At 35.1% G+C, this 15180-nt stretch carries 12 protein-coding genes; 8 read left to right on the top strand and 4 right to left on the bottom strand.

What is annotated here, in order from left to right:
- Positions 1 to 689: 689 nt before the first annotated feature.
- Genes murB through birA form a run of 3 tightly spaced genes read left to right on the top strand, consistent with a single transcriptional unit; the run spans position 690 to position 3829 of the window.
- Positions 690 to 1700: a UDP-N-acetylmuramate dehydrogenase gene (murB, locus tag ACGH80_RS01445; RefSeq protein WP_411630440.1), complete on the top strand. Its 1011-nt coding sequence runs from the start codon at positions 690 to 692 to the stop codon at positions 1698 to 1700.
- A gap of 58 nt (positions 1701 to 1758) precedes the next feature.
- Positions 1759 to 2901, top strand: a complete 1143-nt coding sequence (locus ACGH80_RS01440; protein WP_065560337.1) for an MFS transporter — start codon at positions 1759 to 1761, stop codon at positions 2899 to 2901.
- Entirely contained in the window at positions 2876 to 3829 is a 954-nt protein-coding gene (gene birA, locus ACGH80_RS01435) for a bifunctional biotin--[acetyl-CoA-carboxylase] ligase/biotin operon repressor BirA (RefSeq protein WP_411630439.1), read from the top strand. The genes ACGH80_RS01440 and birA overlap by 26 nt, the downstream gene beginning before the upstream one ends.
- 67 nt (positions 3830 to 3896) lie before the next feature.
- On the opposite strand, the gene ACGH80_RS01430 is transcribed toward birA, so the two are convergent.
- Positions 3897 to 6218 (bottom strand): zinc/cadmium/mercury/lead-transporting ATPase, encoded by a 2322-nt coding sequence (locus ACGH80_RS01430; RefSeq protein WP_296302616.1) that lies wholly within the window; start codon positions 6216 to 6218, stop codon positions 3897 to 3899.
- Between the two features lie 1012 nt (positions 6219 to 7230).
- On the opposite strand from ACGH80_RS01430, the gene ACGH80_RS01425 reads away from it, so the two are divergent.
- Positions 7231 to 8181: a hypothetical protein gene (locus ACGH80_RS01425; protein WP_065589292.1), complete on the top strand. Its 951-nt coding sequence runs from the start codon at positions 7231 to 7233 to the stop codon at positions 8179 to 8181.
- 487 nt (positions 8182 to 8668) lie between these two features.
- Positions 8669 to 9667 carry a glyceraldehyde-3-phosphate dehydrogenase gene (gene gapA, locus ACGH80_RS01420; protein ID WP_034912538.1) on the top strand — a complete coding sequence of 333 codons (999 nt, stop codon included), beginning with the start codon at positions 8669 to 8671 and terminating at the stop codon, positions 9665 to 9667.
- 145 nt (positions 9668 to 9812) lie between these two features.
- Here gapA and ACGH80_RS01415 read toward each other — a convergent pair whose 3' ends face one another.
- From ACGH80_RS01415 to yjgA, 3 genes are all read right to left on the bottom strand, one after another.
- On the bottom strand, positions 9813 to 10022 hold the full coding sequence (locus tag ACGH80_RS01415) for a cold shock domain-containing protein (RefSeq protein WP_025315032.1): 210 nt from the start codon (positions 10020 to 10022) through the stop codon (positions 9813 to 9815).
- A 384-nt stretch (positions 10023 to 10406) separates the two neighbouring features.
- Positions 10407 to 10937 carry an inorganic diphosphatase gene (ppa, locus tag ACGH80_RS01410; RefSeq protein ID WP_065589290.1) on the bottom strand — a complete coding sequence of 177 codons (531 nt, stop codon included), beginning with the start codon at positions 10935 to 10937 and terminating at the stop codon, positions 10407 to 10409.
- A 64-nt stretch (positions 10938 to 11001) separates the two neighbouring features.
- A complete protein-coding gene (gene yjgA, locus ACGH80_RS01405) occupies positions 11002 to 11538 on the bottom strand; it encodes a ribosome biogenesis factor YjgA (protein ID WP_065589289.1) in 537 nt (178 codons plus the stop codon).
- Between the two features lie 77 nt (positions 11539 to 11615).
- Here yjgA and pmbA point away from each other — a divergent pair, with 77 nt between their 5' ends.
- The 3 genes from pmbA to rpoZ all read left to right on the top strand — a co-directional run bounded on the left by pmbA (position 11616) and on the right by rpoZ (position 15163).
- Entirely contained in the window at positions 11616 to 12968 is a 1353-nt protein-coding gene (gene pmbA / locus ACGH80_RS01400) for a metalloprotease PmbA (protein ID WP_411630438.1), read from the top strand.
- Positions 12969 to 12976: 8 nt separating this feature from the next.
- Entirely contained in the window at positions 12977 to 14719 is a 1743-nt protein-coding gene (locus tag ACGH80_RS01395; protein ID WP_411630437.1) for a SulP family inorganic anion transporter, read from the top strand.
- 153 nt (positions 14720 to 14872) lie between these two features.
- Positions 14873 to 15163: a DNA-directed RNA polymerase subunit omega gene (gene rpoZ, locus ACGH80_RS01390; protein WP_174799447.1), complete on the top strand. Its 291-nt coding sequence runs from the start codon at positions 14873 to 14875 to the stop codon at positions 15161 to 15163.
- Positions 15164 to 15180 lie beyond the last annotated feature (17 nt).

Here is a 15180-nt window from a genome sequence, read left to right as displayed (position 1 = left end):
AAGTTTTTATGTTCTGTAAATTATTCTTTATTAGGAATGATTTAATTTTTACTTATATGTAGGAATCGTGTTGTTCACAGTTGTTAGAGAAGCTACTATAATGAATATACATAAAAAAGCACTAACCTTGTATCACAAATATCCGATATGGCTCCTATATCATCAAGAAAAAATAATTGTCACCGATTCAGCAAACATTTAAAAACGGATAAGGCATCTTTCTACATATTAGGTATACTGAACACTTGCATTTTAAGCACTTCGTCACGCCTAACAATTAATTAAAATATCAAATACAGCTAAAAGCAGTTGCTCTTTCAATAAAAGGAAATAGAAAGACGCTATTAAAGATGGTGTTATAATATAATTTTGTCAAAATGCTAATAATAACAATTTGTTATGCTCTGGAGGTTGTTAACAGATAATCACTGAAAAATGAAACATTATTGAATGTAGTAACACGTTACAATAAGTTGGCAAGAAATTATATCAGTATGATTGCATTAGTACATTGCATGATGTGACTAAGAATGTAAAGGATGCTTATGATTAATACAAAAGATCAACAGCTCCTAACCAATGTGGTAATATAAACATTAAATACGATAGATCCCAAACTATAAAAATAACCTAAGAAATTGATTGATTTTCGGGCATCTATTTTCACCAAAAATTAAAGGTAGTTATCAATGAAACAAAAAATTCCTAATACATTTGGTTTAACTGTTTTTGCGCAAAACGTTGTTACTGTAACCAGTCCCGAACAATTACAACAAGTTTGGCAAGATAACTACCAAAATTTACCAATTATGATTATTGGCGAAGGTAGTAACACTCTTTTTACCTGTGATTTTGATGGTATTATTATTGTTAATCGTATCAAAGGTATTACCATTAGCGAAACAGAACAAGCATGGCATTTAAAAGTTGGTGCTGGTGAAACTTGGCATGATCTAGTATCAACAACAATCAAGCAGAACATACCAGGACTTGAAAATCTAGCATTAATTCCTGGATGTGTAGGTTCGGCACCGATTCAAAACATTGGTGCTTATGGTGTTGAGTTTCAAAAAGTTGCTGATTATGTGGAGCTACTTGAACTAGCTACAGGCAAAATCATCACTGTAACTGATGGCCAATATGGATATCGTGAAAGTATCTTCAAAAAAGAGTATTTGCAAGGTTATGCTGTTATCAATGTTGGTATAAAATTACCAAAACAGTGGCAGCCAGTTTTAACTTATGGGGAATTGCGAAACTTTGATCCCAAAATTGTTACTGCAAAAATGATATTTGATAAAGTGTGCGAAATTCGTTGTAGTAAATTGCCAGATCCAAAGGTTTTAGGCAATGGTGGAAGTTTTTTTAAAAACCCTGTGATCGATAAAATTGTGGCGGACAAGCTACTTGAAATTTATCCAAACATGCCAATATATCCACAAGCTAATCATCAAACAAAATTAGCCGCAGGTTGGCTTATTGATCAGTGTGGTCTTAAAAGCTACCAAATAGGCGGAGCGGCTGTGCATCAACAACAAGCATTGGTTTTAGTTAATAAAGACCAAGCAACAGCACAAGATGTGGTTGAATTAGCTCGACATATAAAAAAATGTGTATTACAAAAATTCTCGGTGAATTTATCACCCGAAATCCGATTTATCGGCAACTCGGGCGAAATTGATGCAGACAATTATTTATAATTAGCACCAAATTATAATTGCCCGCAAATTTTAACCCATAATTATACGCGATAACATTATGAAACATTCGTATTCATTCCCTATTTTATTAACGAGTTTGCTCTTTGTAACAATCTCGTTGTCAGCATTAAACACACAGGTACCATTGTGGTTAGTGCGTAATGAGTTTTCGCTTGGGCAAATTGGTCTTGTCGGATCAAGTTATTTTACTGGTAACTTGCTAGGTACCATTTTCGCCAATTGGTTTATTAATAAATTCAATGCTCGGCACACATACACCTATAGTTGCATTATTTTTGCCATTGCAACCATTGGATTAAGTTTTTCAATGAATTTTTATAGCTGGATAATGTGGCGATTTTTTATAGGCATTGCTTGTGCGGTCACTTGGGTGGTTATAGAAAGTTGTATATTACTCACTGGCCCTGTACGTACGCGAGGAAAAATGCTGGCAGTTTATTTAACCACTTATTACCTAGGTACGGTTTTAGGGCAAGCTTTGTTGCAGTATTTTCCGCAAAACATATTATATTTTGGATTAGTTATTATGTTACTGATGGGATTAGCAATTTTATTTATTTTGCTGACCCATTATAAATTACCAAAAAGGAAAAAAAGCAGCTTTAACATCATGCCAATGATATTAAATAAACCCTCTCGACTTGGGTTAACTGGTTGTGTTATTGCAGGTATGTTAATTGGATCGTTATATTCACTTTTACCAGCCTATTACTCACATTTAGGATATAGTGATATTCAGGTAGCTAATTGGATGATTTTACTGATTTTATCAGGAGTGATTGCACAAATGCCTGCTAACTGGTGTGCAGACAAATTTGGACGGCAACTTATATTATTAATTGAATCGTTACTAATGTTAATTGCATGTATTATGCTGATATTCAATTGGTTTAATGCGTTGGCGATTATTTTATTAGGCGCCACTATTTACACCATTTATCCCATATCCATGGCTTGGGCTTGCTCGTGTGTTAGAAAGCAAGATATTGTGGCGATGAATCAAGCAATGCTATTAACCAATACATTAGGGAGTTTAGTTGCTCCTGCTGTGATAGCATTTATTATGGATAAAACAAGTAACACCTATTTATTTGTTAGTTTTGCTATAATTTCGTTATACTTTATTATATTATTAGCCCAAAAAAGAGGAACGGATGCGCAGCTACAAAAATCCGCTTAAATTAATTGAAATACTAGCCGATGGTCAATTCCATTCAGGGGAAGAATTGGCAACAATTTTTGGCATAACCCGTGCAGGCATTAATAAATACATCAAACAACTGCGTGAGTGGGGGATTGAGCTAACCTCAATACAGGGTAAAGGCTATTGCTTGGCAGCGCCTCTTAATTTGCTTAATAAAACCAAAATTAACCAGCATTATCAATCGAATAGTCGATGTGAAATATTACCTATTATTGATTCAACTAACCAATATCTACTGGATCGAATTGAACAACTAACATCGGGCGATTGCTGTGTGGCCGAATTTCAATCCAAAGCACGGGGAAGGCGAGGGCGAAAATGGTTTTCACCTTTTGGCACTAATCTATACTTTTCAATGTATTGGCGACTAGAACAAGGCGTAGCGGCGGCAATGGGATTGAGTTTAGTTGTTGGTATTGTTATTGCTGACACCTTACGTGCATTATCTGGTCAAGACATCAAAGTTAAATGGCCAAACGATCTATATCTTAACGATCAAAAACTAGCTGGTATTTTAGTTGAGCTTGCAGGTAAAACTGGCGACTGTGCTCATGTTGTGATTGGTGTTGGCGTCAATTTAACCATGACAAACCCGGATACCAACATAGTTAACCAAAAATGGGCTAATTTAGGCAATGTTGATCGTAATTTATTAGTTGCGCAGGTTGCCAAAACTTTAAAAAGTCAATTAATAGAATTTGAAAAACATGGTTTAGTGCCATTTATTGATGATTGGAATAGACTAGATAACTTTGTTAACCGTCCTGTAAAACTATTAATTGGCGATAACATTATTCGAGGAATAGCAAAAGGTATAAATGACCAAGGAGCCTTATTGTTAGAACAAAATGGTAAAATTGAAGCTCATATTGGTGGCGAAATCTCATTAAGAAGTGATGAATAATAACCTAACAATCATTTAAAGAACCTATTCCACTTGCTACAAGTGAAATAGGTTAATTAAACCAATTTTAACTTTTATTCTTAAATTTCAAAACTCGAAGCGCATTAGCTGTCACAATCGCAGTCGTACCTGAATCAGCTAGCACAGCCAGCCACAGTCCAGTAAAGCCAAATAAGCTGGTAATTAAAAATACTAACTTAATTCCCAACGCAATTGTAACATTTTGTTTAATATTACGAGAGGCAAAACGAGTTAAACCAATTAGCTTAGGTAAACTTAACAAGCTATTTTTAGTTAATGCGGCATCAGCGGCTTCTAGCGCAACATCAGTACCACTACCCATAGCAATACTTACGGTTGCCGCTTTCATGGCTGGAGAATCGTTAATTCCATCGCCCACCATAGCAATCGTCGTTGAGATACGCATCTTTTCAATTTCTGCTAATTTATCGGCAGGTAACAACTCCGCACGGTAATCCATACCTAATTGCGAGGCAATGGCTTTGGCCGCTCGCGCATTATCGCCTGTCAGCATCAAAGTCTTAACGCCAAGCTTATTAAGCTCATTCATTGTAGTAATTGCATCAGCCCGCAACACATCTTGCAATGCAATAATGCCCATCAATTGTTGACTTGTTACTGCAACTACTACAGTTTTACCAGCGTTTTCAAGCTCCTCAATAATTTTGGTATGTTCATCTTTCAATGGTGATGAAACTGTCACAACCTTACTTGGTGACACAATATAAAAAGTCTGATTATCTACCTCGCCTTGAACGCCAACCCCCGCAATCGCTTTACGATTATCGGCCTCATTAATATTTAATTGATTCTGCAATGCATAATCAACAATAGCCTTAGCAATGGGGTGATGCGAACCGCTTTCAATAGCGGCAACTAATGTCAATAATTGCTCTTTTGAAATATCTTGACTAATCACATCGGTGACTTGCGGTTTACCTTCGGTTAACGTACCAGTCTTATCAAATGCAACCACTTTAACTGAACCAATATGCTCTAGCGCCGCACCGCCTTTAATTAGCACGCCTTGTTTTGCCGCATTAGACAAGGCCGACGTTATTACCGCAGGCGTTGAAATAACCAATGCACAAGGGCAACCAATTAACAATAGAGTTAAACCTCGATAAAACCAAGTATACCAATCAGCATTGAACAACAAAGGTGGCGCAATAATCACTAACAGAGCAAATAAAGCAATTGCTGGCGTATAATAACGACTAAATTTATCAATAAATCGTTCAATAGGTGCTTTACGCTCCTCGGCATCTTCAATCAACTGTAAAATACGATCTACCGCATTTTGCCCAACTTCTGATACCACTTTTAATTGGATTGTATTATCAACCACGAGTGAACCAGCCAAAATCTTATCGCCAGAAAGATAATTAACAGGGATCGACTCACCAGTTAGTGCACTTTCATCAATATTGGCTTGCTCACTTATCAAAATCACATCAGCAGGCAAACGACCACCAGACGAAATTTCAATAATATCATTGGGTTTTAAGCTATGACTGGCAACCGTTTTTCGCTCCCCATTAATGATTATCACTGTTTCTTGGGGCATCAGCTCAGCGAGCGACGAAATACCTTTTTTAGCTTTACTTGTAGCAATACTTTCTAGCATTTCGCCTATCATAAATAAAAATAAGACCATGGTTGCTTCTTCGGAGGCACCAATAAACAAAGCTCCAATAGCTGACACACTCATTAACGACTCAATTGCAAATGGTGTACCACTACGCGTTAAAACTACCGCTTCTTTCAAAATAGGTATTAACCCAACAATTGCTGTCATTATAAAGGCATATTCGCCAACGGTTTGATTCCATAACAAAAGGATATAACTCATCACAATTAAAGTGCCTAATACCACTAAAGGAATTAGTTCTTTTTTATCAAAACTGTGGGAATGATCATGATGATGAGAATGTTCTGGAGATGATTCAAAAATAGGTTTATAGCCTAGCTCGATAACTTTATTTTCTATTAATTTAATGGTTTTTTCATTATGTTGGGGAACAAATACCACCAACTTTTCGGTAGAAAAAACAATCTTAATTTGGTTAATATTGGGTAACGCTTTTAGGCTATTTTCAATTTGTTGAGCACAGTGCGCACAATCCATGCCTTTTATTTTCCAAGTTAATTTAATTTGCTCGTTTAGCCTGTTGGGATCATCAGGGGGATCGTCAAACTCATTTTTAGACGTAGTATGAGTATCGCCCCCACAGCTATGTGTTGATTCTTGATGACAAGTTATATCGTGAGATAAATGAACATGATTATGTGCCATATTTAAACAATTGCCATGACAACACTCATGGTGATGAAGTTCATGATGTATATATTTGTTATTATATAACATAACGTTACCTATATTTATGGGTGATTTTGATTGTACGCCAAAAAATAAAAAAGAAAATCATTTTTACTTTTAGTAGCAAAAAAAGTAAAAATCACTTCAAAACTGACCTGTAACACTTTTCAAAAAATAACGAACTAACTAATTAATTCGCTTTAATTATTAGCATGTGCAAGGCACAAAAAACACAGCAAAAACATTGTAATAAAAACAGAAATTAGCTAATAATTACTTAAATTAAGTGAAATAAAAAACTTCAATAAAATCAATGGTCTACCTGAGCTATTTTAGAGAAAACACACAACACGGCAAGGTCAATCCACCTATCTTTTAACTGTGTTGTAGTGCTTTGCTAACAGAGTGAGGCAGCACGAAAAATTGGACTGCTTGGCGAGTTTGTGCTTTGTTAGGGATGCCAATTTATCAGGAACAATTTGGCACTTCTGAGCAAAGCAAATAGGCTTAAAAAAGGCGAATATCATAATGATTCGAGTAAATCATACCGATGGTTAAGAGCGAGAGCGTTGGGTACCGTAGTTCATATTTTGTATCTCATGTGAGTTGTAAGATGTTACGCTCAAAATTCTTAAATTAAACGTTATCACCAATATCAGTTATTTCGACAAAACTCAAAAGCTATAAAGCTAACAGCATATTTTAATTATAAAATTAACCTATCTATAAAGTCGAATTGTTTTATCTTTACATTTCTTTACAAAAAATCCGCTAAAAAACTAGCCAACTATATCTTAAATGGTTATACTTTTATCGCTATAGGAAAGCAAGCTTATTAAATAAGCAAATAATTGTAAAAAATCTAAATAAAACAAATCATTACTTGACAGGTAAACCATAATGCATTATCATTTTAGACACCAGACACTGGCAAACCTATGTCTTAAATTTATTAAATAATCTTATTCGACGAATTTTTACACGAAACTTATTTATATCTTCCAAATTATCTCTCAACGTATTATCGAAATTGTTTCCAAAAAGCCTATTGGTGTTGGGGGTGTTATTACTGTCATCTTCATGGAGTTTACAGGCATTAACTAGTAAAAGTGGTCGTGTAAATAATCATCGTAGTGATGCAATAATGCTACCACAATCGGTAGTTATCAATTATGCAAGGCCGAATCTGCTATTTGGTAAAAATGGTGTGGATATTAGTGGAGTCAACTTCGCAGGTCCAGCTGATATATGGAATCCTGATGAGGGCTTTTTAGTTCAATCAACCAATCCTGCATCATACGGCCTTAATTTTCCGACTACAGGCGCTGATGGATTATATTTTGATTTAGTTATAGAGGAAATTGATGCACGCCAATTGGTATGGGAGCCAGTTACACATGGGGGAATAACAGCCACAGTGACATGGATATGGGCTGAAGATGATTGGCTTACATCTGGAGGAGAAATTATAGCGCGCGTTACGCTAAAAGGTCCTGAGGCAAGCGCTCAAATAAATAATCATTATCCTAATCGAATTGCTGTGCCAAGGTTACCGCAGATTTTTGAGTTAGTGGGTAGAGATATTAGTACTGGTAATGAGCTGGTAAAATATGGATTTGTATTACAGAAGTGGTTCGTGAACCGTAAAGATAAACAAGATAACTATTCTAATACAGAAGCGTGGTGTAGATATTTAGGCTATCGAGTGCCGCAAGTAAAGGATCTAACGAACGCAATCTGTTTGGGTACATGGGAAGGTGATTGGTGTAAAGGCTCTGTCGGCGCTACGCCATCATCAAGTGGTAATCATTATCAGCGTCGAATAGGAGCAGGATTTTTCACTGAGTGGGGCGGTACGTACCTTTATGCTGGAGCAGGTTTCGTCTATGACTACCAATACTGGACAAGCGACACGGCTGGAAATACTCAGTTTGATGTGGACTCAGATGTTGGTGATGTGTACTTCAACCAATCGAGTAATAGCCCGCGGGGTCTTTGCGTTACTCCTTAGCTTTTAATCTTTGGAATGTGGTTAAGTTTATGGTGCTAATAAGGAACAAGCATTAAAAAAGTTTCCATGTAAGGTAAAGCCCCCTAGTTTGCGTATTTACTATTAGATAGTAAATACGTTTATTTGAAAAAATTCCAATAAAATCAGATTTCTGTCTGAAATGTTTTAAGGTGAAAATCCTACATATTGTAAAATTAATATGCCTGTCTTTTCACGACGTTAGAATATATCGAAAACTGAAAACTAAGTTATTGGTTTGTTATTTAGTTTTGGGACGGTTTTTGATTATAGTACGGCTTACTACGTCAGGTTATTTTTTACAATATCATGATTTTATTTATAATAATTAATATAAATTACATTCAGTTTAATCTATTTAATCAATTCGTGTTTAATTATTAGGAATCTTCTTGAATAAATCTTTAAAATTTGATAGTTTACAGGAAAGATTTTTAACATTAAAAACACTAAAAAGAAGGTAATTGTTATGACAATCAAAGTAGGTATTAATGGCTTTGGCCGTATTGGCCGTATTGTTTTCCGTGCTGCTCAAAAACGTTCAGACATTGAAATCGTTGCTATCAACGATTTATTAGATGTTGAGTATATGGCTTATATGCTTAAATATGATTCAACACATGGTCGTTTTGACGGTACAGTTGAAGTTAAAGATGGTAAATTAGTCGTTAATGGTAAAGCAATTCGTGTTACTGCTGAACGTGATCCTGCAAACTTAAAATGGAATGAAGTTGGTGTTGATGTTGTCGCTGAAGCAACTGGTTTATTCTTAACTGATGAAACTGCTCGTAAACACATCCAAGCTGGTGCTAAGAAAGTTGTTTTAACTGGCCCTTCTAAAGACAGCACTCCAATGTTTGTTATCGGTGTTAATGATAAAGATTATGCTGGTCAAGATATCGTTTCTAATGCTTCTTGTACAACTAACTGTTTAGCGCCTTTAGCTAAAGTTATCAACGATAACTTTGGTATTGTTGAAGCATTAATGACAACTGTTCATGCAACAACTGCAACTCAAAAAACTGTAGATGGTCCATCTCATAAAGATTGGCGTGGTGGTCGTGGTGCAGCTCAAAACATCATCCCTTCATCAACTGGTGCTGCTAAGGCGGTTGGTAAAGTTATCCCTGAATTAAACGGTAAATTAACTGGTATGGCTTTCCGAGTTCCTACTCCAGACGTTTCTGTTGTTGACTTAACTGCTCGTTTAGAAAAACCAGCTAAATATGAAGATATCTGTAAAGCAATCAAAGCCGCTGCTGAAGGCCCAATGAAAGGCGTTCTTGGCTATACCGAAGATGATGTTGTTTCTACTGATTTCTTAGGTGAAGTTTGTACTTCAGTATTTGATGCTAAAGCTGGTATCCAATTAAGTGATAACTTTGTTAAACTTGTTTCTTGGTATGACAATGAAGTAGGTTATTCAAACAAAGTATTAGATTTAATCGCAGTTATTTCTAAAAAATAATTGATATTTAACTTTGTTTATAAGGCGACCTTAGGGTCGCTTTTTTTATGCTCTCATTTTAGAGAGATTTTTAGTTTTTTTAGAGACAAAAAAACGCTCACTTTGTGAGTGAGCGTTTTTCTAATATGAAATTCTAAAGTTTCAATTAGATTACAACGACTTCAGCAGCTGCAGGTCCACGAGGGCTATCTTGGATAGCAAATTCAACTTGTTGTCCTTCAGCTAATGTTTTAAAACCATCACCTGAAATAGCTGAAAAGTGAACAAATACATCTTTACTTCCATCCGCAGGGGTAATAAAACCAAAACCTTTACTTTCATTAAACCATTTTACTTGGCCTGTTTTTTTATTCATTTACTAGACATCCTAACAATAATTAATAATTAGCCATTACGGCCGTATGGGTTTTAACATCGTGTTAATAATGTAACTAAAAGCCAAGATAATGTGCTTAAAAATACATTATTGTGGTTCATTGTTATTCACTATTTTGTACTTTGTTGTTTACCCAGTGATATTACCGCATAAATTATAATCAAAAGCAAGATGTGAATAATAATTTTTTTTTATAAAAAAAAAAGTTTTATTGAATTTTCAGGAAATTATTTTTTAATTGATAAAAGTCAAATTTTGGACGTTGAAATTTTAATTGATTTTTAAAGTCACTAAAAATTATGAAAAATAAAAAAGCCATAAAATAATATTTATGGCCTTGATAAAAATATTTTTTATTGAACTTTATTTGTTTTTTGCTCGTTCAAATGACTCAATAATTTCTTTACGGGCGGCATCTGCGTTATCCCATCCGTCAACTTTCACCCATTTACCTTTCTCTAATGCTTTGTATTGTTCAAAAAAGTGTTTGATTTGTGATTTGAGTAATTCAGGTAAATCATCAACATCTTTAATGTGATCATATTCTTTTGATAGTTTGCTGTGAGGTACTGCAACTAGTTTTGCATCTTGACCTGCTTCGTCTGTCATTTTTAATACACCAACTGGGCGGCAACGAATAACTGAGCCTGGTTGTAATGGGTATGGCGTTGGGACTAATACATCAACTGGATCGCCATCTAATGATAATGTGTGATTAATATAACCATAGTTACATGGATAAAACATTGCTGTAGCCATAAAACGGTCAACAAATACAGCGCCAGTGTCTTTATCAACTTCATATTTAATTGGATCTGCATTGGCTGGAATTTCAATCACAACGTAAATATCATCTGGTAATTCTTTACCTGCTGGTACATTTAAAAGTCCCATTTTTGTATCCTCTATCTAAGTTTATATAGTGTTTGTGAATAATAATAAGCGCACCTTATAAAGATTATTCAGTGTCGCTCAATTCTTTTAAATATTGAAAAATTTGTCTTGCCGTTTTGGTTGGCTTGTTTGTTTCTTGCTCTTTTTTTGCTAAACGGGCTAAGGTTCGTAATTGCTGACGATCGGCAGTTGGGTACAAACCGATAATAGTTTCGGCATCGCCAGTTGCAATCAATTCATCACGAAGTTTTTCAAGTTTGTGAAATAGGGCGATTTGCTGATTATGGCGATTTTTAAGTTTATCAAGTGCTTGACTAATTGGGTCAATATCTCGGTTACGCAGCAGTTTACCAATGTATTGAATTTGGCGGCGATACCCTTCTTTTTTTATTTTCTGCGCAAGTCCAATTGCATAAGTGAGATCTTCATCGAGAGGAATTTTTTCAAGTTCGTTTTTGCTTAGCTTGACAAGTTCAATCCCTAATTTTTTTAAAGCTTCAGCATCACGTTTAATTTCACTTTTACTAACGTAGATGATTTCGTCATCTTCAGTGTCAATAGCGAAGTTGGGTTCTAGATTTGTCTCTTGATTGTAATTCATGTTATTTCTTTTGTTAACTATTGTGTAATTCTAGCTTATTATAGCGTATCGCTAGCAGAATTGTAGAAAATAATAAAATGAGTATTGAACAGATTAAAAAAGAAGCTTTAAATCAAAAAGAAACTTTATCGGCAATTGTTGCTAATGCTATTGAGCAAGCAAAGTCACGTGTTGATGAAGTTGAGGTATCGATTAATAAGTCAACAGGTATTAATGTTAGCACTCGCATGGGTGAAACCGAGAATGTTGAATTTAATAGTGATGGTGCGTTATCTATTACTGTTTATCAAAATAAACGTAAAGGGAGTGCTTCTACCAATGATTTGTCTTCTCAGGCTATTTTGCAAACGGTGAATATGGCGATTGATATTATGCAATATACTTCGCCAGATCCTTGTTCAGGTTTGGGTGATGTGAGTCAAATGGCATTTAATCCACCCGATTTAGATTTATTTCATCCTAGTGATTTGAACGTTGATAATGCCATTGAACAGGCTAAACAAGCCGAATTAACTGCGTTAAATCATTCCAAATTGATTAATTCTGATGGCGGTTATTTTAGTAGTCGCTATGGCGTTTATGTTTATGGTAATAGTTTGGGGATGTTGCAAGGTTATTGCGCAAGTTCACATTCACTTTCATGCTCAGTTATTGCTCAACAAGCAGGGCAGATGGAAAGTAATTATGCTTATACTTCATCACGTGATTATAGTCAGCTTAAGTCCGCTGATTGGATTGGTGTGCAGGCGGCTGATAGGGCGATCTCACATTTAGGCGCTAAACAGATCGCAACAATGCAAACTCCTGTGTTATTTAGTGCAGAAGTTGCCGTTGGACTCATTAGGCATTTAGTAGGTGCTATAAGTGGCGGTGCCATTTATCGTAAATCTTCTTTTCTTTTAAATAGTGTAGGGAAGGTGATTTTTCCTAATTGGTTAACTATTTATGAGGATCCTTTTATTTTAAAAGGCGTTGGATCATCGCCTTTTGATAGTGAGGGGACCAAAACCGTTCAACGTAATATTGTTGAGCAAGGCGTGCTGCAAACTTATTTACTAGGTAATTATTCTGCACGTAAATTGGGCTTAACATCAACAGGCCATGCCGGTGGTATTCACAATTGGTTTGTATCACCAAGCCAAAATAATATAAGTTTTGATGATATGCTTAAAAAACTCGATAAAGGCATTTTGGTGACTTCGTTGATGGGGCAAGGTGTTAATAGTGTGACGGGTGATTATTCACGTGGGGCTACTGGCTTTTGGGTTGAAAATGGAAAAATTCAATATCCAGTTAATGAAATTACTATTGCTGGTAATCTGAAAGATATGTATAAAAATATTGTCGCAATAGGTAATGATGTTGAAACAAGAACAAATATTCAATGTGGTTCAATTTTGATTGATAATATGAGTATAGCAGGGAAATAAGGAGCAGTATGGGCAGGTTTTTACATAGTACTTTTTTTCATAAAATAACTTCGTGGATGCCGGGGTTAAGCAGTTTATTACAATATAAGCGAGAATATTTTACTTTTGACCTTAAAGCGGGTTTATCGGTTGCTGCTGTTTCGTTACCTGTGTCCATTGCTTATGCTGAATTGACAGGAGTTGGCGCAATAGCTGGACTATATTCAACTATTTTACCTTTAATTGTATATGCGCTTTTTGGCTCTTCTAGACAACTAATTGTTGGGCCTGATACAGCAACTTGTGCGGTGGTTGCTGCTGTTGTGTTTCCGTTAGCGGCTAATGATCCCGTATTGCGTTGGCAATTGGTTATTATATTAACAATTATGATAGGTATTTGGTGTATCATTGCCGGAAAGTTGCATCTAGGTGCGTTGGCTGATTTACTTAGTCAACCTATTTTAATTGGTTTGCTTAATGGTATTTCAATTACTATTATGGTTGATCAATTAGCTAAAACACTCGGGTTTGGTTATGATTATTCCTATTTGATTGAGCGAATTGTTTATTTTCCATTTAAAATACCCCAAATACATATAGCAACAGCACTAGTTTCATTTTTTACTTTGCTGATTTTAGTCGGTTTAAAGCGATTAAGACCACAATATCCTGGGCCACTGTTAGCTGTTATTGTGATGACGATATTTTCATGGTTGTTTAATTTTGATCATTTTAATATTCGTATTATAGGTAATGTGAGCAGTGATTTTATTCCTGCCGAATCATGGCTTGATTTTGATAAAGGTTTAATGCGTGATTTAGTTGTGCCTTCGCTTAATATCGCTATCATCTGTTTTGTTAGTATGATGATAACAGTACGCAGTTTTGCCTCAAAAAATAACTATGAAACCAATGCCGATGTTGAATTTAAAGCGTTAGGTATAGCTAATATTGTAGCAGGGTTATCACAAGGGTTTGTTGTTAGTGGTACATCATCAAGAACAGCTGTAAATGATGCAAATGGAGGTAAAACGCAACTAGTTTCGATTATTGCAGCAATATTAATTGGTATTGTGGTATTGTTTTTCCTTTCGCCTTTACAATATATTCCAACTTGTGTGTTAGGGGTTATTTTAATATATTCTTCAATTTCACTCATTAATTTTCAAACCATCGTTCGCTTTTTTAAATTTGATCGAGACGCTTTTTATTTGAGTTTGATAACACTTATTTCAGTACTTGTTATAGGGATTATTCCTGGTATGGCGTTAGCGGTACTACTGGGGTTATTTTTATTTTTACGTCGAGTATTTAGACCTAAAGATCAGTTATTAGGTGTTGATGAAAGTGGTCGGATTCATTCCATAAGCCAAAATGTGCAACCGATCAGTAATACAATGATTTATCGATTTAATTCTCCGCTAACTTATTTCAATATCGCTTATTTTAAACGAAGAATTATCAGTTATATTGATGAGTCTAGTGATCCAATAAGCTATGTTATTGTCGATGCAATCCCTTGTTTTACTTATAAAGATGTGAGTGTGCTGTCGGGAATTGATGAATTAGTGAAGTCTTTAAAAGTAAGAAATGTTACCCTAATTTTATCTGGTCGACGTAAAACACTTAAAAATTGGTTTAAACAGATGAATATTAAGCTTGATGATGAGTATATCGAGTTTGCTTATGATCTTTATTTTGCAGTTAAGTTAGCTCAAAGTAAGGGCCATATGGATAATAAAACTGATGATGAATCTGAACATTTATCATGACTACTCATCAAATATGTAGGATCTGTTTTAATTATCTGACATTTCTCAATTATTGACAGATAAAGTAATATTAATATAGACAATCGCCTACAAATTTAAGTACAATATTAGATCTTTCAAATAAAGTATTTTAGTAAAAAATTAGAGGTAAAAATGGCACGTGTAACTGTTCAAGATGCAGTAGAAAAAATTGGTAATCGCTTTGATCTCGTTCTTGTAGCAGCGAGACGCGCTCGTCAATTACAAGTGGAAAATAAATCACCACATGTTCCTGAAGAGAACGACAAAGAAACTGTTATTGCTTTACGTGAAATTGAAAATGGTCTTGTTAATAAACAGATTCTTGATATTGCTGATTTTCAAGCTCGTCAAAACAAAGAGGAAGAAACACGAGCAACACTTCATGAGTCGATTCTTCTCGAAAACACACCATCATACGAATAAGCTTTACAGGAATTGCT

The organism is Gilliamella sp. BG1 (assembly GCF_046635625.1).
In the GTDB taxonomy this organism is placed as follows: Bacteria; Pseudomonadota; Gammaproteobacteria; order Enterobacterales; family Orbaceae; genus Gilliamella; species Gilliamella bombi.
This window is presented reverse-complemented; position numbering and strand designations above follow the sequence as displayed.

Coding starts and splice junctions, on each gene's coding strand:
- ACGH80_RS01415 (WP_025315032.1), bottom strand. CDS start 10,022: ATGAATAAAAAAACAGGCCAAGTAAAATGGTTTAATGAAAGTAAAGGT.
- yjgA (WP_065589289.1), bottom strand. CDS start 11,538: ATGAATTACAATCAAGAGACAAATCTAGAACCCAACTTCGCTATTGAC.
- ACGH80_RS01395 (WP_411630437.1), top strand. CDS start 12,977: ATGGGCAGGTTTTTACATAGTACTTTTTTTCATAAAATAACTTCGTGG.
- pmbA (WP_411630438.1), top strand. CDS start 11,616: ATGAGTATTGAACAGATTAAAAAAGAAGCTTTAAATCAAAAAGAAACT.
- gapA (WP_034912538.1), top strand. CDS start 8,669: ATGACAATCAAAGTAGGTATTAATGGCTTTGGCCGTATTGGCCGTATT.
- rpoZ (WP_174799447.1), top strand. CDS start 14,873: ATGGCACGTGTAACTGTTCAAGATGCAGTAGAAAAAATTGGTAATCGC.
- murB (WP_411630440.1), top strand. CDS start 690: ATGAAACAAAAAATTCCTAATACATTTGGTTTAACTGTTTTTGCGCAA.
- ppa (WP_065589290.1), bottom strand. CDS start 10,937: ATGGGACTTTTAAATGTACCAGCAGGTAAAGAATTACCAGATGATATT.
- birA (WP_411630439.1), top strand. CDS start 2,876: ATGCGCAGCTACAAAAATCCGCTTAAATTAATTGAAATACTAGCCGAT.
- ACGH80_RS01430 (WP_296302616.1), bottom strand. CDS start 6,218: ATGTTATATAATAACAAATATATACATCATGAACTTCATCACCATGAG.
- ACGH80_RS01440 (WP_065560337.1), top strand. CDS start 1,759: ATGAAACATTCGTATTCATTCCCTATTTTATTAACGAGTTTGCTCTTT.